This is a genomic window from Bacteroidota bacterium, from assembly GCA_016720935.1.
In the GTDB taxonomy this organism is placed as follows: Bacteria; Bacteroidota; Bacteroidia; order AKYH767-A; family 2013-40CM-41-45; genus JADKJP01.
Genome location: JADKJP010000006.1, coordinates 1,095,379 through 1,114,978, shown reverse-complemented (window position 1 = coordinate 1,114,978; position 19,600 = coordinate 1,095,379). Strand labels below are relative to the sequence as shown.

Below are 19,600 nucleotides of genomic sequence, written 5' to 3'. Positions count from 1 at the left end.
GATCAGACAATGCTGTGTTGTTTAAGAAAATCAGAAAGTTTGCGTATTGCATTTGAACGATGACTAAATCTGTTTTTTTCTTCTAAACTCATTTCAGCAAAAGTTCTTTGTTCCCCTTCGGGCACAAACACAGGATCATAACCGAATCCATGAGAACCGACCGGGGCTTCTGTAATTCTCCCTTCAATTGAGCCTTCAAAAATATATTCTTTATCACTAAGATAGAGAGCGATCACCGTTCTGAATCTTGCTTTTCTGTTTTGTACACCTTGTAATTCAGTGAGGACCTTTAGTACATTGTCTTCCGCAATACAAGCTGGCCCCGCATATCTGGCGGAATATACACCCGGTCGGCCATTCAAGGCTTCAATTTCCAAACCGGTATCATCAGCAAAACAATCCACACCAAATTTATCGTGAACATAACGGGCTTTCTGACGGGCATTGTCCTCAAGCTTGACTCCTGTTTCAGGCAAATCGTCATCACATTCAATATCTTTCAGACTGATCAATTGCAGATCAGTCGGAAGTAAATGGGCGACTTCTTTAATTTTATGTTGATTGTTTGTTGCGAATACGAGCCTCATGATGGAGTGTGAGTGTGGGGTGTGAGAGTGAGAGTGAGTGTGAGTGTGAGTGTGAGTGTGAGTGTGATTTTGGGTGTGGGGGCTTTTTGTTTGGGTGTATGTGTTGAAGTTGTGGGCAAAGGTGCTAAAATCAATTTGAGTGTGGAAAAGTGCCAGTCTCCGAAGACAATATTTTTACAATAGAGCTGTGGAAAAACCCTTTAATCATGCGCCAAAAGGGCGGGGAATTGCCTTTTAAAGAGCAATTATTTTGTATCTTTGAGAAGTATAAAATCTTTGCTCAACAGAGGCAGAACCTGAAATTTCTATGAAAGTCGCATTGATCACCGGAATCACCGGACAAGATGGAGCTTACCTGGCAGAATTTCTTCTGAAAAAAGGATACTATGTCCATGGTATTAAACGGAGGAGTTCTCTATTTAATACCGACCGGATTGATCATTTGTATCATGATCCGCACGAGAAGAATGTAAAATTCAAATTGCACTATGGTGACCTGACTGACAGCACCAATTTGATAAGAATCGTCCAGGAAACCCAGCCGGATGAAATTTACAATCTGGGTGCGATGTCGCACGTAAAAGTTAGTTTTGAAACTCCCGAATACACAGCCAATGCCGACGGTATTGGAACATTGCGCATACTGGAAGCTGTCCGTTTGCTGGGACTGACGAAGAAAACAAAAGTATACCAGGCTTCTACTTCAGAATTGTATGGATTGGTACAGGAAGTTCCACAATCGGAGCGAACACCTTTTTACCCACGCTCTCCATATGCTGTTGCCAAATTGTATGCATATTGGATTACGGTGAATTATCGTGAAGCTTACGATATGTTTGCAGTCAATGGAATTCTATTCAATCATGAATCTCCATTGCGTGGAGAGACATTTGTTTCCAGAAAAATTACCAGAGCAGTCGCACGTATCGCGCTTGGGCTTCAGGACCAGGTTTTCCTGGGGAATCTGGATTCAAAGAGAGACTGGGGGCATGCAAAAGATTACATTGAAGCGATGTGGCTGATGCTGCAACAGGATACTCCGGAAGATTTTGTGATTGCTACAGGTACAACAACACCTGTAAGAGATTTTCTTCGAAAAGCATTTTTAGAAGTAGGAATAGCACTTGAATTCAAAGGAACCGGTTTGGAAGAAAAGGCATTTGTACAATCCTGCTCCAAACCTGAATATCAATTGCCTGTTGGAAAGCAGGTACTTTCAATCGATCCAAGATATTTCCGTCCGACTGAAGTTGAATTACTTCTCGGTGATGCACGCAAAGCTCAGGAAAAACTAGGGTGGAAACCCGTGTATACCTTGGATATGCTGGTGAAAGAAATGATGACTTCGGATCTGGATTTATTCCGTAAAGACAAATATTTGAAAGAAGGCGGACACAAGGTTTTTAATTACAATGAATAAGCAAGATAAAATATATGTTGCAGGACATAACGGAATGGTAGGTTCCGCCATTGTTCGACGTCTCCGTGCGGAAGGATTCTCTAATCTTTTACTCGCCGGTTCCGGTGAACTGGATTTGAGAAATCAACAAGATGTTCTGAATTTTTTCAAAAAGAACAAACCGGATTATGTGTTCCTGGCTGCCGCGAAAGTTGGCGGAATTCAGGCGAATAATATTTATCGGGCAGAATTCCTGTACGACAATCTTGCCATTGAATTGAATGTTATCGATTCAGCATATAAATGCGGTGTCACAAAATTATTGTTCCTGGGTTCATCCTGTATTTATCCAAAAGCTTCCCCTCAGCCGATGAAGGAGGAATATTTATTGTCAGGATACCTTGAACAAACAAACGAACCCTACGCGATTGCTAAAATTGCCGGTATTAAATTGTGCGAAGCTTACCGTGATCAATACGGATGTAATTTCATTTCGGCTATGCCCACTAATTTGTATGGGCCTAACGACAATTACCACCTCGAGCATTCTCATGTGTTACCTGCTTTGATTCGGAAATTTCATGACGCGAAAGTAAATGGCGATGCTACAGTAGAAGTTTGGGGCAGCGGAACACCAAAACGTGAATTCCTTCATGTGGATGACCTGGCGAACGCCTGTGTCTTCCTCATGAAAAATTATAATGAGAAACAATTTCTCAATATTGGTTTCGGCGAAGATATCAGCATCGCGGAATTGGCGCAAATGATCATGGATATTACAGGTTTCAAAGGTTCCATTGTGCTGAATACATCGAAGCCGGACGGAACCTTCAGAAAACTTCTTGATTCTACGCGCATTCATCAACTCGGCTGGAAAGCTGAAATTGGTTTGCACGATGGAATCCGAAATACTTATCAGGATTTTTTACATGCATTGGAACAACAAGTACTTGCTTCCCGCTAAATCAATTCTCTTTCAATGACGGCTCCTGTTGTTCTTTTCGTCTATAACAGACCTGACCATACGCTTAAAACTCTTGACGCGCTGCAATCCAATGTAGATGCAGACAAGTATGAATTGATTGTCTGTGCCGATGGACCAAAGTCGGATGCAAATGATGAAACACTGCGTCGGGTGAAAGAAACGCGTAAGTTGTTTGAGAGAAAATTACGTTTTCGAAAAATCACACTTGATTTTAGTGACAAAAACCAGGGATGCTCCAAATCTATTTACGGAGGAATTTCCCGTGTTCTTTCAACATACAAGGATGCGATTATTGTGGAGGATGATATTCATACGTCTCCTTATTTTCTGAAATATTGTAATCAGGCTCTTGAATACTACAAGGACCGTGAAGAAGTAATGACTGTATCAGCCTACTCCTACCCGATCCGGCAGGAAATGAAAAAAACATATTTTCTTTCCACAGGTGCTGCATGGGGTTGGGGAACTTGGGCGAGAGCCTGGAAGCATTACAATGCCGATACTAACAGGTTATTAGCAGAACTGGAGACACGTAAATTAAAATCGAAATTCAATTTCAACGACTCCTGTGATTTTTGCAAAATGCTGGAAGACCAAAGAGATGGAAAAATAGATACCTGGGATGTTCAATGGTATGCTTCCATCTTTTTACGAAATGGTCTGACATTGTATCCTGCAAAATCCCTTACTATTAATTTTGGCCAGGACGGGAGTGGAACGCACTACACCAACAGTATTTCCAGTCACAGAATTCTTGAGCAAGTACTCAGCATGTCGGAACATGCAGAAAATTATATCTACCCGGAAAAGTTTGAAGAGAATGCTGAAGCTAGAAAATCAGTGGAAGATTATTTTCGATCGATCAGTGCGACTGGTCGAATTCAACGATTCCGAAACGTACTTAAAAAACTGATCAGCTAATGACAAAACTGATCTGGATAACAGGACTCGCGGGTTCAGGCAAAACGACTTTGGCAAAAGAAGTTTATGCGCAATTAAAAAAAATGTATCCGAATGTTGTCATCATTGATGGAGATCATTTGCGCGAAATCTTCGGTGGCACAACAGGATATTCTACTGAGGAGCGAATGGAAAACGCAAGACGTCTGAGCCGACTCTGTCATTTTCTTGTTTCAGAAAATATCCATGTGGTGTGCGCAACGATGTCGTTGTACAAAGAAATTCAGGAATGGAATAAAAAACATATACAGGAGTATTTTGAGATTTATCTTGATATTCCGATGCCTTCATTGATTAAGCGCGATAAAAAAGGTTTGTATTCCGCGGCTTTGAAGGGAGAAATGGAAAATGTTGTAGGCGTCAACCAATCCTTTGATAAACCTGTATCACCTTTCATGGTTATTCAGGAATTTCAAATGAATGAGTTACCAAAACTCGCTTCGGAGATCATCAAAAAAGTTAATTTCTAATTCGAAAAATTATGAAACAGGGGGACTTTACCAAATTAGCTGAAAGCTATAAGCACCGGACAGGATATTCAGAAGTCATCCTCCGTTATATTGCTGAACATGCCGAATGTTCTTTCAAAGATTTAAAAATCGCTGATGTTGGTGCCGGAACGGGAAAGCTGACAGAAAATCTTGCCGACCTTGGATATCACATCACAGCGGTTGAACCGAATGACGCGATGCGTGAAGAAGGAAAAAGATACACCACCGGAAAAAATGTAACCTGGCAAAAAGGAAGCGGTGAAGAAACCGGTCTGGCAAACAGTTCTGTAAATTGGTTGTTGATGGGTTCTTCATTTCATTGGGTGGATTTTAATAAAGGTCTGACTGAATTTCAAAGAGTGCTGATGCCGGGAGGATTTTTCACTGCTATCTGGAATCCGAGAAATTTAGAGGTGAGCGAATTACATACTTCAATTGAAAATCAAATTCGCAAAATGGTTCCTGATCTCAAACGTGTTTCTTCAGGATCTGGAGATTTTACTAAAACATTGAGCAGGGCACTTGCTGCCAGCGGTAAGTTTAAAGATGTTGTTTACATGGAACAGGAATACGATGTTGTGATGAGCATCGATCGTTATATGGGAGCATGGCATTCTACTAACGATATACAAGCTCAGGCCGGTCCTGAAACCTGGAATAAGATCATCGCCATGATTGAAAAGGAAATCAGCGGGCTTCCTGAAATCGTTGTCCCTTATAAATCTCGTGCCTGGACGGCAAAGAGCACAAAATAAAAGATGATCCATCTCGGAACAAAAGCGGAAACATTAGCGGCACTCAGGGGAAAATTATCTTCCGCTGTAGTATTGGATGCTATTGTGTTTACTACAGCCGAATGGAGTCGGTCTCAAGAAAGTATTTGTGAATCGATTGAAGCAAAATTCGGAAAACAAACTTCCATTATAGTTCGGAGTTCTGCCACAGCAGAAGATACTGCCGAAAGCTCGAACGCGGGACATTTTTTATCCATAGGAAATCTTCCGCTGAATAAAAGAACTGTCTATTCTGACGCGATTAATAAAGTAATCTCCTCCTACGGTAATGAAACCGGAAACGAACAAATTCTGGTTCAGGAGCATGTGAACGACATCCGATTGAGTGGCGTAGCCTTCTCTCGTGATCTTGATACGGCGAATGATTATTATGTCATCAATTATGATGACGTGAACAATGCTTCAGACACAGTCACGGGTGGTGGTGGTTCCAATCTGAAAACGTATTACCGGTGGAAGCATTATACGGGAGAATTCGATAACCCGGAAATGGAAAGAATAGTTTCGTTGCTTAAGGAACTGGAAATCCTGACCGGCATTAACGGAATTGATGTTGAATTCGCGATTGATAAGAGTGGCCGTTTAATACTTTTCCAGGTTCGAAAACTTGCCGAGACGGTAAAAAAAGATCTTGTACCGGCGGATTACAATGATTACCTCCTGAAAATATTTAAGAAGGTTCAGAAACTGAATCTCCCGCATCCAAATCTTTACGGATCGAAAACTGTACTTGGTATCATGCCGGATTGGAATCCTGCTGAAATCATCGGCACGAAACCCGGGATGCTTGCATTGTCACTTTACAAGGAGCTGATTACAGATTCTATCTGGGCGTACCAGCGTAACAATTACGGCTATAAAAATCTCAGAAGTTTTCCTCTGCTGATCTCCCTGTTTGGTCAACCCTATGTTGATGTACGGGTCAGTTTCAATTCATTCATCCCGGCAGGTGTTCCCGATGAATTATCTCATAAGCTTGCGAATTTTTATATCCGGCAATTGGAGCAGTATCCATCGGATCATGATAAGATAGAATTCAATATTGTTTTTTCCTGTTACAATCTGGATCTGGAGTCAAGGATATCCACGCTGGCTAAATACGGATTCAGTAATGCGGAAATCGAAACACTTCGACTGGCATTACTGGAACTGACAAACAGAATCATTGATCCGGAGAACGGGATTTATAAAAAAGACATTGATAAGATTAACCTGCTGGATGCCCGGAGAAAATCTATCCTGGAAAGCGGAATGAGCCAGGTTGATAAAATATACTGGTTGATCGAAGAATGTAAACGTTACGGCACACTTCCCTTTGCAGGATTGGCGAGAGCCGCGTTTATCGGTATGCAATTTTTGAAATCCTGTCTGAGTCTGGATATATTCAGTTTGCAGGAATACGATCAATTTCTTGGAGAGCTGAACACTGTTTCCAAGCAATTAAAAACCGATCACGATGATTTGCAGGATGGCGTGATGAGCCGTGAAGATTTTTTGAAAAAATACGGACACCTCCGACCGGGCACGTATGATATTTTATCGGATCGTTACGATGTCGCCTTTGACAAGTATTTTACCATTCGGAAAAATGGAACAACACAGGGATCTGCACCCACCCACTCCGGTTTTCAATTCACGGAAGTGTCGCTTAGCAAACTGGACGCGGCATTAAAGAAAAATAAGATTGGTGTGAATTCACATCAATTGCTGGATTTCATCCGTTCAGCCATAGAAGCAAGAGAATATTCGAAATTTATATTTACAAAATGCCTGAGTGATATTCTTGAATTGATTTCGAAATTTGGTCAGCATTTGTCATTGAGTAAGGAAGAACTGGCACACGCGGATGTATCTGTATTCATGAAATTATACGCTGCAGTTGACGAAAGGGATGTAAAAGATATTTTGACACTGAACATTCGTCAAAATAAAACACTGCATTCAATTTTGCTCAACATTAAATTACCTTATCTCATTACCAAACCGGAGGATGTATATCAATTCTATTCCGGGAATGATGAGCCCAACTACATCACACATAAAAATATCATTGCCGCTGTTGAGACGCAGGAGCATCTGTTCAATGCCTCGCTGGAAGGAAAAATTGTTTGTGTCAAAAGCGCTGACCCGGGGTTCGACTGGCTTTTCTCGAAAAATATTGCCGGACTTATCACCTTGTATGGCGGCGTGAATTCTCATATGGCAATACGCTGCGCGGAATTAAGGTTGCCGGCTATTATTGGTTGTGGGGAAAACAATTACAAAATCTGGAGTACAGCGAATACTTTGGAAATTGATTGTGGAAACAAATTGGTGAAAGTCATTAATTAATTCACGAATGAAAAAGATCCTGATCACGCCACGTATTACGATTTACGATAAATACAAAGAGATCCAGGCAAGCCTCGATCTCGAATGGGGCACCTTTGCGAATGCCTGTAATCTGTTGCTCATTCCGGTTCAGTATACAATTCCGGCAATGGAATATATCCGGGAAATTGAACCGGATGGAATTATTCTGTCAGGAGGTAATGATTTGTTCGAAGTGGATCCCAACCCCATCAACCAGATGCGTGAAAATTACGAACTGGAGTTGATCCGGCATGCTTCCGCATGGAACATCGCGACCCTTGGAGTGTGTAAAGGAGGGCAATTACTGGCTCACCATTATGGCTCCGGCATTGGAAAGATCGAAGGCCATGTTGTTCAGAGTCACAAGGTGCATGCGACAGGAATCGCTGAATCCGAATGGAAAAACATCCGTGAAGTGAACTCCTATCATCAGTTTGGAATAAAAAAACTATCCGCTCCTCTACTCTCTTTGCTTGAAGCGGAGGACGGAAGTTGTGAGGCTTTTCGTCACGAGGAACTGAATACTGCCGGAATTCTCTGGCATCCGGAACGTTACCCTGAACCAAGAGCGGAAGACATTTCCATTTTCAAAAAAATATTTTATTCCTGATATTCATGAAGGGACTAATTCTCGCAGCCGGTCGTGGTTCAAGGCTTGGACAACAAACCGCGGACAAACCTAAGTGCATGACGATGCTTGCAGGTAAACCCATTCTTGGATGGATCCTTGAAAGCATGCATGCAGCGGGAATCACGGATATTGGACTGGTGAGAGGCTATCTCGGAAATACATTGCCTGCCGAGGGGATTACTTATTTTGAAAACGTACGGTGGTCGGAAACAAACATGGTGTATTCACTGTGTTGCGCTTCTTCCTGGCTTGAATCCGAAACAACACTCGTGAGTTATTCGGATATTGTTTATCCCAAAGCAACCATTGATTCGCTTGCTTCCTCCGAAGGTGATATTGTAATCAGTTACAATACTGAATGGCTTGAGATCTGGAAAGCAAGATTTGATGATCCTTTTTCAGATGCTGAGACATTTATCCTGGATGAAAAAGGTTTGCTGATTGAAATTGGAAAAAAACCAACCAGTATTGAACAGGTACATGGTCAGTACATGGGTTTGTTGAAAATCACTCCACAAGGCTGGAGTAAAATCCGCAATTACCTCGACACACTTGGCAATGCGAAAGTCGACAAACTGGATTGTACAAGTTTGCTGAATGGTTTGATCTCAGCGGGAATTCACATTCAAACTGTACCTGTTTCCGGTCAATGGTATGAAATCGACAATGAAAATGATCTTCAAGTTTGCCAGCAATTGATTGAGTCAGGCAAAAGCTGGATTCCAATACCGGCAAAATAAATGGATCTATCAGGTTTTCAAAAGTTCAAAAGCAAAATGGAAAACAACGAATTGAAAGTTGTTTTTCAGATGGTCGTTGGAAGAGGCGGATCGCTATTATTGCATAGTTTGCTCGACACCCATCCACAGGTGCTTGCTTATCCGGGAATTCTGAATTTTTATACGGACCTCTGGCCTGCCATTCAAAACAATCCGGGAAATGAACCGGAATGTATCGCGAAGAAGATGGAATTCTGGGTTGAATCGATGATGCCTTACAACATCAACAGGTATTTAGGGAAAGAAAACAATGAAGAAATTAAAATCGATTGCAAAGAGATTGCAGCGAATGTTGCCATACTACTGAATGACGATTTCACGAATAGAAAACTTCTTTTTATTTCTTTACAGTATTGTATAGCAGAATACTTTGGTTTTGATACAGCGTCAATCAAAGTCGTTTACAACCACGAGCACACCTCGAATCCAAATACAGCCCTTGCGGCGGCAGTAACCAGTGATTGGCCGGAGGCAAAATTTCTTTGCATGTTGCGGGATCCGCGATCGAACTACATCGCTTTACACAACTGGGAACAAAAAAGAATAGAGCAGCAACTACATGCAGATGAAGGTCATCGGTATATACAAGGTTTGTATGCTGATTTGTGTTATTACTGGTATTCCAAACTCATCCGAACAGCTATCCAATTTCCGGATAATTTTCTCCTGATCCGCCTGGAAGATCTCCAGAAAAACAGAGTTGTAATGCTTGAAAATTTATGCCGAATTCTTGGTATTCATTATACAGAATCCATGTTGCAGACAACTTTCCTCGGTAAAACCTGGCATGGAGATAATTTTTCTCCTAAAGGTAGCGGAATTCGGAATTCAGCAGACCCGAAGAAATGGCAAAGTTCACTTACAGAGTTACAAAAATCAGTTTTTGAAATTGTGCTGAGCAAAGAACTCAGAATCCTTGACTACCCATTTTTATTCAAGGGAAAATTTTTGAGAAAGATCTTCTCCTGGTTACTCTTTCCATTTTGGTTTTACGATGACTGGAAACGAATTTTTGAAAAGGAGTACTATACGTACATGTCATTGAAAGGTTTTGGAAAAATTAAATCATTTCTGTTGGTACTGAAGTCAGCCATTTTTGCAAATGCTAAGCTATTTCATTTCATTTTTCTTAAATCCGGAATTCAGGGTACTGAAAAGCTCCAATTCTTATCGTAAATTACTCTTATTCAACTTCTTAAAAATACAATGGGTCTGAACTTTTGAGTATTCTGTTCGTAAGATATAAACTCTGTCAAAATCAGAGTATTAGACATGAATAGAAAACTTACACTTGCCGCGCTACTCATTTTTTCAGCTGCCCGGCTTTTCAGCCAATGCCCGGTTCCGGGATTTACCATTGGAAGTGCGGGCTGCGCCAATCAGTCTGTGTCATTCACAAACACTTCGACAAACGCGAACAGCTATGAATGGGATTTTTGTGGAGGAGATTTTGACGCGGTTCCGTTGGCCACAAATTTTTCCAATACATTCCTAAATCCATTGGGAATTTCCCCTGTGTTTGACGGAACAAATTGGTATGCATTTGTAAACAATGATGGTGACGCGACTATAGCCCGATTGGATTTTGGAGCTTCTCTGATGAACTCCCCAACTTTGACCAATCTTGGAAATATTGGTGGTGAGCTTTCAGCTGGTGGTGGACGTTCCAATATGGAATTGATTCATGAATCAGGAAACTGGTATGGATTGCTGGCTTGTCAAGGGAATGCAAAATTGCTTGTCTATAATTTTGGAAACAGTCTCGCCAATACGCCTACTGTTACAAGTACTGTCTTTGCACAATTGGGAGGGAACGCGTTTTTCCTGAAAGCTGTTCAGGACAATGGCAGTCTCTATTTATTTGTAGCCAACACAGCTGCGACAATTGAAGTGTTTAATTTCGGTTCATCGGTTACGAATACACCGACAACGTCCACCATTTCTGTTCCCGGTGCCGCTTCATTGCTGGACGTAGATATTATTAAAGATTGTGATCAATGGTATGGATTTGCAAGCAGTTACGGTTCATCAGCGATCTTCCGTCTTGACTTTGGAACATCTTTGAGCAATACACCATCCATTGTTACACTTACTCCTACTCCAAACAATGTATCATTTCCTCAGAATGTAAAAGTAGGATTTGATGGTTTGAACTGGGGAGCATTTGTTCAGAATTCAGGTGGCGGAATTTTATACATGAAATTGGGAACCACTATCACCAATCCGAATCCATCTTGTTCTTCGCTTACACTTCCTGGTTTTGGAGCATCCGGATTGTTCCTGGCTATGGTAAAAGATGCGTCTTCATTTTATCTTTTAACAAGTAATTACGGAGGAAGCAGTTGTGGAATTATTCAGCTAAACAATGATTGTGGCGCCAATCCTGCTACCAGTACCGCAATAGATGCGTCTTGTTCCTGGACTTCCGGTGGCCTGAAATATATTTCTCTGAAGGCGACAGATGCCAATGGCAATGTAAAATACTACAGTGATTCTATTACAATAAACTTCGCTCCACAGTCGGGATTTATTGCAAGTTCACTTTGTTTTGGGGACGCTACACAGTTCACCGATACGACAACACTTTCACAGGGAGCCATTACATCCTGGGACTGGGACTTCGGTGACCTGAATACATCTACCCTTCAGCATCCTGTTAATCAGTACACAGCAACCGGATCTTACACTGTCACACTAATTACCGCAGCAAGTTCCGGTTGTACCGATACTTTGAGAAGAGATATTTACATCGGACCGAAACCTGTGGTCTCATTTAGTTCAGGAACAGCATGCGCCGGTACTCTGATACCTTTTACGGATCAATCTACCATCGCATCCGGAACTCTTGCCGCCTGGACCTGGATGTTTGGGAATGGTGATTCTTCCAATGTTCAGAACCCTTCTTATGTCTATCCTGCTGGAGGAAATTTCACTGTGTCGTTGACAGTTACTTCTGACAGCGGTTGTACAGATACCTGGAGCAATTCTTTAAATATAAATTACCAGCCTGAAGCTTCATTTTCAGAATCAAACACCTGTATTGGTCAGACTGTTCAATTCATAGACGCGACAAATTCACAAAGTCCGATTCAGAGTTATGCATGGGATTTTGGTGATGGCAATAGCGACACCCAGGCAAATCCGCAGCACAGTTATCCTGCTGTTGTCGCCAATTACTTTGTAAACCTGATTGTGACCGCAGCCAATGGTTGTATTGACACAATTCAAAAAGACATCAAGATCAACAATATTCCTGTAGCTGATTTTTCTATTGCATCCACAAATGCTTGTCAGAACAACCAGGTTCAGTTTCAGGATTTATCCAGTGTTTCCGGTGATACACTTTCCGGATGGTATTGGGACTTTGGTGACAATACGTATGATACTGTTCCAAATCCTGTACACACATTCACTACTTCCGGACCGAATATTGTCAGGTTGATTGTTTACTCCCCTTCCAGTTGTCCGAGTGCGATGTTTCAACAAACAATTGATGTGGTTGAAAGTCCGGTAGCTTCCTTTACGCATACAGATGTTTGCTTTGGCGGGACCACTCAATTCGACAATATCAGTATAGTACCGACAGGAAGCAGCATTGATAGCACAAGTTGGGATTTTGGAACCGGAGATTTTTCAGGCGCGCCGAATACAGCATTTTATACCTATAATGCAGCAGGTACATATCCAGTTGTGCTGACAGTGATTTCTAATTTCGGATGTGTCAGCAGTGATACGATGGATGTTCCTGTACACGATTTACCTACAGCGGCATTTACGTTTTCCAATCCGTGTTCCGGTCAGGCCGTTCAGTTCACTAATCAAAGTACAGCTGATTCTCTTTCGTCGCTCGCTTCTTTCACATGGAATTTTGGTGATTTTGGTGATCCAAACAATATCAGTTCAGCGATCAATCCAAGTCATACATACAACAATTTGAATACATACAATGTATTTCTGATTTCTACAACGAATTTTGGTTGTTCGGATACGATCAGTGATACTGTTCAGATTTTTCCATCAGCACCGTCACAATTCACTTACTCACCAACCTGTGATGGAAACCTGATGGAGTTTTTCAATCCGGGTTCCTCTCTTGACAGCGCGTACTTATGGAATTTCGGGGACAACCAGGTAAACCAATTGCAGGAGCCGGCCCATTTTTACGCATTCCCCGGAACCTATACTGTAACGCTTACAGTGTACTCTTTTTCCGGATGCGCAACGAGTTCAAATAAACAAGTTACAGTTAGTCCTATTCCGGTCGCTGATTTCAGAATACAGCCTATTTGTGTCAACAATACCTATCAATTCCTTGACAGCAGCAGTATCAGCAATGGTAGTATTGTGCATTGGGACTGGAGCATCGCCGGCCTCACTTCTCTTGATACCATTCAGAATCCCAGTTACACATTCACTGATACCGGAACTTATGCGGTAACCTTAAGTATTGCATCCGACATTGGTTGTGCAAAAAGCATTACACAAAATGTTCATGTCTATCCTTTGCCTAGCGCGAATTTCAGTTTTGATCCACAATTTGGAAATCCTCCCCTGGATGTTCAATTCACAGATTTCTCTACAGACGGATCAACCTATCTTTGGAATTTTGGCGATGGCACTGCAACGAGCACCTTGCATCAACCAAATCATTTGTATCAGGATACCGGAATTTTTGTCATCCATCAGTATGTTACGAGTGCTTATGGTTGTGTTGATTCTGTTGAAAAAAGTATTTATGTAATCAAGCCTGTTCTTGATATTGCTATAACCGGCGATTCATCTTATGTTGACGGAGATTATTTTTATGTGGTAGCCCGGATCGCAAATCTTGGAACACGGGAAATTACGAAGGTAAATATGGAAGCACGTCTTGAAGACGGCACTACCATAAAAGAGAAATACGAGAATTTAATTCCAAACGGACCGGCAGGAATTCAGAGCTATCTGTTTAAAGCCGCCTTCCTGATTTCCGCAAATTCTGATTTTGATTATTACTGTGTGAAAGCGACAGATCCAAATGGAGAATCAGACAATGTTCCTTCGAACAATGAGCGTTGTTTCAACCGTACCGCGAATCTTGCTTTTGTAAATCCTTATCCAAATCCATTTACCGGTGAGTTATCCGTGAGACTGATTTTACCGTTTGAAGATGAGGTTAACATTGAGTTGTTTGATCATACCGGAAAAAGCATTCAGATTTTATACAGTGGTATCGCTAATAAGGGTTTGCTGGAAATTCAATCAGAGCTCTCCGGACTTTCAGACGGAGTCTATTCCATTCGAATCCGGTTCCGTGATGAAATTCAGGTCAGGAGGATCGTCAAACAGACACCGAAAAACTAATTCCAACGCATTTTAAACCCCGGATCTCCGGGGTTTATTTTTGTCCATTACTTTGACAATTCGGGCCATTCCGTTACATTTGGTCATTGTCCTTTTTATGGAATACGAAATTAAACCCGCACAACGTTTAGGCCTGGACATAAAGGAGTTATGGGATTTTCGCGAACTCTTTTTCTTCTTCACCTGGAGGGATATTAAAATAAAATACAAGCAAACTGTCCTGGGTGCTCTGTGGGCGATTCTACAGCCATTTCTGTTGATGCTTGTATTCACATTTTTTTTTAATCACGCGCTCAAGGTTCCTTCTGAAAATATCCCCTACCCGATTTTTGTCTTTACAGGATTAATGCTCTGGAACGTATTTGCAGGCGGTATCAGCAATGCCGGTAACAGCATGGTGAACAATGCCAATATTATCAAGAAGATCTATTTTCCAAGACTTATAATTCCGGTATCTGCCATTCTTGCCTCACTGGTAGATTACATGATGACATTTATTATCCTGATTGGAATGTTGATTTATTATCATGCTCCGATACATTTTTCAACACTGATCATTGGATTGCCTTTAAGTTTGCTGATCACTTTAATGACCACATTTGGCCTGGGAAGTTTTCTTTCCGCATTGAATGTAAAATACAGGGATTTCAGATATGTCATTCCCTTCCTGGTTCAGTTTCTTCTTTTTCTCACGCCTGTAATTTATCCGGTGAGTATTATTCCGGAAGGCTGGATGAGAGAAACAGTGCAAATCCTGAATCCCATGGCAGGCGCGATTGACACATTCCGGGCCGCGTTTTCAGGCGCCGGAATTGATTATGTTCTGGCAGGTAAAAGCTTTTGCGTTTCCCTCTTGTTTTCTGTTATCGGCATGGCTTACTTCCGGAAGACTGAACATTATTTTGCTGACCTCGCATGATGAAACCGATCCTCGAAATCCAAAACGTCTCGAAGAAATTCAGGATCGCGCATGAAATGTCGCCTTACCTGACTTTTCAGGGTCGTCTTATGAATTTGTTGCGGTTTAAGAGCACGATGACATCAGAAGAATTCTGGGCATTAAAAGACGTTTCTTTCAGCATTCTTCCGGGAGAGTCTGTCGGAATCATTGGCAAAAACGGAGCAGGAAAATCCACCTTACTGAAAATTCTGTCCAGGATCACTCCGCCGAGCACCGGAAGAATCATTACACGTGGCAGAATCGCAAGTCTTCTTGAAGTTGGAACCGGGTTTCATCCTGAATTGACAGGTCGTGAGAACATCTTCCTGAATGGTTCCATTCTCGGGATGAAAAGGAAAGAAATCCAGCAGAAATTCGATGCCATTGTTGATTTTTCCGGAGTAGAAAAATTTCTGGACACACCTCTCAAACATTACTCCAGCGGAATGCAGCTTAGACTTGCATTCGCGGTCGCAGCTTTTCTTGAACCGGAGATTTTGATTATTGACGAAGTACTTGCAGTTGGCGATGCAGAATTTCAAAAGAAATGCATGGGAAAAATGGACGAAGTCGCGAACAGCGGGAGAACCATACTTTTTGTCAGTCACAATATGGGCGCGATAAAAAGTTTGTGCAGCAAAGCCATTCTCTTCAAACAAGGCCAGGTTGAAATGATCGGTCCTTCCGCGCAAATTGTGGAGCACTATCTTGCCACAACGCAAACACATTCTGAGAATGTCAGAGAATATATTCAATCGAAAGACGGAAGAGTTAAACTCAAAATGCCATTTTGGATTGATAATCAGCAGCAGAAAGTGAATACCTATTCTTATGGCGATAATCCTACTTTACGCTTTGAGCTTGAAATAAATTCTCCGGTTCAGGAGATGGTTATCGGCTTTGCACTGGTCACCAAAGACGGATCCAGATTATTTACTTCTCATTCCAACGATGATCTGAACTTTAAACTTCCGGACACCGCCATAGGCAAATTTACTGTAGATACAAGAATAGATTTACCTTCACTTTCTCCGGGAGTCTACGATGTCGTTTTCGGCATCAAGGATAAAAATCATGATACACTGGTATATTCGGAAAATGAAATCACACTCGATCTGAATTATATCCGTAAAGAAAAAGATGGTGACGAAGGTTTACTCTGGCATACTACCAACTGGCAATTTCACAATCATTGATACATACATTCTTTCCTGATCTCTTGATACATGTTTGGAAAAATCAATAAATATTACCGCGAAGGAAATCTGGCGCTGGCGATCAAACAAAAGCTCGACAATTATCTCGACAAGTGGATTGTTAAGGAACAAGGAAAAAAACTTGGCTCCAAAATTTACAGCCGTTTTTACATCAGGAATGAAGCGGAAGCCGCGCAGTTCTTTTTCGCTCAATCGCTGGCCTGGAAAAATCATTTTAAAGATAAAAACACAATACTGGTGTTCGGATCACCCGGGAATACTGAACTCAGCGTATTGTTGACAAAACTGAAGGCAAATGGAATACAGGTAATTCTTGTTCCATTCGCTGAATTGTCTACACTAAAAAATCATGAAAAGGATTCCGGAAAACTGATGGGTTTATTTTCCTTTTATTTCCGGAATAAAATCAATTACAAAATCAGTGACGCACTGTTTTCTTCGACAGTTCTCAAAGATATTCCATTCGACTATCTTGGAGATACCTGGGAAGATTTTGAATTCGCCAGAAAACAAGACCATCAGCACAGTTTTGATTTTGTTTCTCCGCTACTCAATGACACAACGGATTATTTTGCATTGTATCAACATTCCTTAACACGTTTTGAAAAAAAATGTGACATCCGTGATTTCATGGATTTGTGCCAGATCATTCGTTACATTAACCTGCACGAAATCTCCGGTGATGTTGCTGAATTTGGCTCTTACAAAGGACATAGCGGCTTTCTGATTTCACTCTTGCTGGAGGCATACGGCAACAAGAAGAAATTATATATGTACGACACCTTTGAAAAATTTCCGGTGGAAACGATTGGTGTCGATGCTTTCTGGAGTGATACGCATGAAGTGAATTTCGAAGAAGTGAAATCAAAATTTACAGACCGTCCGAATGTCCAATTGGTAAAAGGCGATTTCACGCAAACGCTGAATTCTGTACGACCAGAAATGCTCTCATTCATCTATGTTGATTGTGACTCTTACCGGGCGTCCACATTTCTCATGGAAGAATTATTCGAAAAAACACTTTCTTCGGGCGGAGTGATGATACTGGAAGATTACGGCCATCCTGCATTGCTTGGCAACCGTCTCGCCTATCATCATTTCTTTGATCAGCGAAAAGATTGCTTCAAGTTCTTTTCACAGTTCAGTGGATTTATGATTATCGTGAAAAAATAAATTTGAAATGAAGGGTCAAGGAGTCATGAACAATCCTAAAATATCCATTATCGTTCCGAGCTTTAATCAAGGCGCATATATTGAACATACGATACTGAGTGTACTAAAACAGGATTATTCCAACTGGGAGCTCATCATTCAGGATGCATGTTCCACTGATCAGACTGCTGAAATTTGCGCCGCTTATGTGTTGAAAGATAAAAGAATTCAGTTTTACAGGGAGAAAGACAAAGGATTTGCGGATGGAGTAAACAAAGCACTCGATCATGCAAGTGGGGAAATTTGCGGAATTCAAAGTTCAGACGACTATTATTCTGAGGCCGGAGTGTTCACTCAGGTTGCCAAAATGTATTCCGAAAACCCTCAATTGAATCTTTTAACGGCATACCATGTTCCGATCGACAACCAAACTTCTCGAAGTATTATGCCCCCCTCCTGCTCAAAAAGAAGAAAATGGTTTTCTGGATCGCAGGAATGTATTTGCTTTGAAGAATCATTTTCCACAGGGATCCACATTTTTCTCATTACAACGGGCCTTGCAGGTTGACAGACTAAATCCCAATGTGGATATGGTAGCAGACACAGATTTCTGGATCCGCCTCACAAATTGTACTCCGGCTGAAGAGCATGCAATTCTGAGAGTTGATAAAATCTGGAGTTGCGCGATCATGCATGAAGAACAAAGAAGTGTAGATCAATGTAAATTCTCTCTCGGCAGGGCCCGCATGTTCAGGTACATGCTTGACGATCCTAAAATCGATTTACCTTACCCTACTAAACTTAGCGTTTTCAGGGCTAACCTGATCGATGCATTTGATTATTATTATTTTCAGGATAAGGATAATACTGTATTGGTGAATTTATGGAAGGATGTTTTCAAAGAAGACATTCCCTGGAAATGGAAATTAAAATCTGCATTGATAAAAATGCCATTTTTCAGAAAATGGTATTTCCGGAATATCAACGAGCGCAATGCATTGTTTTTGCTTTCCTACCCGCGAGGGAAATCAACCAAATGGTTTGTATAATTTCAACTCCAACGCAAGGTTTGATTTAACACCTAACAATAAAATTTCAAATGCTATCATTCCTCAAATCCACCTACCGATCTTTCCGGAAATCAATTCGCTTGATGCAGTATCAGCTATCCGGTAAAAAAGCATGGACGACAGGGTATGATGATTTCAAGTGGAACCAAATCAATGCAAGCATACAAGATCCGTCATTCCTCTCGGAAATTGACGCAGGCAGACTTCCATCAGGCTATGGTAAGAAGATTGATGACAGAATTGTTGAATACCCATGGATTTTTGCGCAACTAAAAAATTCCGGCAAGAAAATTCTGGATGCAGGTTCAACATTCAATTACCCCATACTTGTTTCGAATGCTTTGTTACAAGAAAAAGATTTAACCATTTTCACCTTTTATCCGGAAATCAATAATTATTCCTCAAAACGAATCTCTTACGTTTACGGGGACCTCCTGGATATGCCGTTCAGAAATGAATTATTTGACACAATTATTTGTCAGAGTACCCTTGAACATATCGATATGGATAATTCCATCTATGGTTATGATCTGGAGCGAAGGGATACTACACAGGAAAAAAGTTACTCATTTTTAAAAGGAATTTCAGAATTACTGAGGGTTTTAAAATCCGGGGGAATGATGTGCATTACATTTCCCTATGGTAAATTTGAGAACCATGGATTCTTTCAACAATTTGATTCAGAAATGGTTTCACGAATCAGAACAGTATTGGAACCGGCGGGAAAAATAATGAAGGAAAGGTATTTTTTATACAAACCCGAAGGATGGATTGTTTCTAATTCCGAGGAAGCCAATGAAGCAGAATCATACAATCCTCATACCGGCAAGGGTAAAGGAACAGATGATGCTGCACATTGCCGTTCATTATGTTGCATCGCTTTTTCGAAAAATTAAAAAC

At 41.2% G+C, this 19,600-nt stretch carries 17 protein-coding genes; 16 read left to right on the top strand and 1 reads right to left on the bottom strand.

Annotated features, from left to right (window positions below; translation table 11 throughout):
* Positions 1 to 2: 2 nt before the first annotated feature.
* A complete protein-coding gene (locus IPP86_12785; protein MBL0139382.1) occupies positions 3 to 587 on the bottom strand; it encodes a non-canonical purine NTP diphosphatase in 585 nt (194 codons plus the stop codon).
* 307 nt (positions 588 to 894) lie between these two features.
* Here IPP86_12785 and gmd point away from each other — a divergent pair, with 307 nt between their 5' ends.
* From gmd to IPP86_12705, 16 genes are all read left to right on the top strand, one after another.
* A complete protein-coding gene (gene gmd / locus IPP86_12780; protein MBL0139381.1) occupies positions 895 to 2,007 on the top strand; it encodes a GDP-mannose 4,6-dehydratase in 1,113 nt (370 codons plus the stop codon).
* The gene (locus IPP86_12775) at positions 2,000 to 2,950 is read left to right on the top strand and encodes a GDP-L-fucose synthase (GenBank protein MBL0139380.1); all 951 of its coding nucleotides are present in this window, start codon (positions 2,000 to 2,002) and stop codon (positions 2,948 to 2,950) included. Before gmd ends, IPP86_12775 begins: the two co-directional genes overlap by 8 nt.
* Positions 2,951 to 2,965: 15 nt before the next feature.
* A complete protein-coding gene (locus IPP86_12770; protein MBL0139379.1) occupies positions 2,966 to 3,892 on the top strand; it encodes a glycosyltransferase in 927 nt (308 codons plus the stop codon).
* Positions 3,892 to 4,401, top strand: a complete 510-nt coding sequence (locus IPP86_12765) for an adenylyl-sulfate kinase (protein ID MBL0139378.1) — start codon at positions 3,892 to 3,894, stop codon at positions 4,399 to 4,401. Before IPP86_12770 ends, IPP86_12765 begins: the two co-directional genes overlap by 1 nt.
* Before the next feature lie 11 nt (positions 4,402 to 4,412).
* Positions 4,413 to 5,177: a class I SAM-dependent methyltransferase gene (locus tag IPP86_12760; GenBank protein MBL0139377.1), complete on the top strand. Its 765-nt coding sequence runs from the start codon at positions 4,413 to 4,415 to the stop codon at positions 5,175 to 5,177.
* A gap of 3 nt (positions 5,178 to 5,180) precedes the next feature.
* On the top strand, positions 5,181 to 7,547 hold the full coding sequence (locus IPP86_12755) for a phosphoenolpyruvate synthase (protein ID MBL0139376.1): 2,367 nt from the start codon (positions 5,181 to 5,183) through the stop codon (positions 7,545 to 7,547).
* A gap of 7 nt (positions 7,548 to 7,554) precedes the next feature.
* Positions 7,555 to 8,178, top strand: a complete 624-nt coding sequence (locus IPP86_12750; protein ID MBL0139375.1) for a gamma-glutamyl-gamma-aminobutyrate hydrolase family protein — start codon at positions 7,555 to 7,557, stop codon at positions 8,176 to 8,178.
* 5 nt (positions 8,179 to 8,183) lie between these two features.
* A complete protein-coding gene (locus tag IPP86_12745) occupies positions 8,184 to 8,939 on the top strand; it encodes a phosphocholine cytidylyltransferase family protein (GenBank protein MBL0139374.1) in 756 nt (251 codons plus the stop codon).
* A gap of 36 nt (positions 8,940 to 8,975) precedes the next feature.
* On the top strand, positions 8,976 to 10,154 hold the full coding sequence (locus IPP86_12740; GenBank protein ID MBL0139373.1) for a sulfotransferase: 1,179 nt from the start codon (positions 8,976 to 8,978) through the stop codon (positions 10,152 to 10,154).
* A 96-nt stretch (positions 10,155 to 10,250) separates the two neighbouring features.
* Positions 10,251 to 14,321: a PKD domain-containing protein gene (locus IPP86_12735; GenBank protein ID MBL0139372.1), complete on the top strand. Its 4,071-nt coding sequence runs from the start codon at positions 10,251 to 10,253 to the stop codon at positions 14,319 to 14,321.
* A 97-nt stretch (positions 14,322 to 14,418) separates the two neighbouring features.
* Positions 14,419 to 15,240 carry an ABC transporter permease gene (locus tag IPP86_12730; GenBank protein ID MBL0139371.1) on the top strand — a complete coding sequence of 274 codons (822 nt, stop codon included), beginning with the start codon at positions 14,419 to 14,421 and terminating at the stop codon, positions 15,238 to 15,240.
* On the top strand, positions 15,237 to 16,457 hold the full coding sequence (locus tag IPP86_12725; protein MBL0139370.1) for an ABC transporter ATP-binding protein: 1,221 nt from the start codon (positions 15,237 to 15,239) through the stop codon (positions 16,455 to 16,457). The genes IPP86_12730 and IPP86_12725 overlap by 4 nt, the downstream gene beginning before the upstream one ends.
* A 30-nt stretch (positions 16,458 to 16,487) precedes the next feature.
* Entirely contained in the window at positions 16,488 to 17,651 is a 1,164-nt protein-coding gene (locus tag IPP86_12720; protein ID MBL0139369.1) for a class I SAM-dependent methyltransferase, read from the top strand.
* A 7-nt stretch (positions 17,652 to 17,658) separates the two neighbouring features.
* The gene (locus IPP86_12715; GenBank protein ID MBL0139368.1) at positions 17,659 to 18,198 is read left to right on the top strand and encodes a glycosyltransferase; all 540 of its coding nucleotides are present in this window, start codon (positions 17,659 to 17,661) and stop codon (positions 18,196 to 18,198) included.
* A 22-nt stretch (positions 18,199 to 18,220) separates the two neighbouring features.
* Positions 18,221 to 18,679, top strand: a complete 459-nt coding sequence (locus tag IPP86_12710) for a hypothetical protein (protein ID MBL0139367.1) — start codon at positions 18,221 to 18,223, stop codon at positions 18,677 to 18,679.
* Between the two features lie 104 nt (positions 18,680 to 18,783).
* Positions 18,784 to 19,596 (top strand): class I SAM-dependent methyltransferase, encoded by an 813-nt coding sequence (locus IPP86_12705; GenBank protein ID MBL0139366.1) that lies wholly within the window; start codon positions 18,784 to 18,786, stop codon positions 19,594 to 19,596.
* Positions 19,597 to 19,600 lie beyond the last annotated feature (4 nt).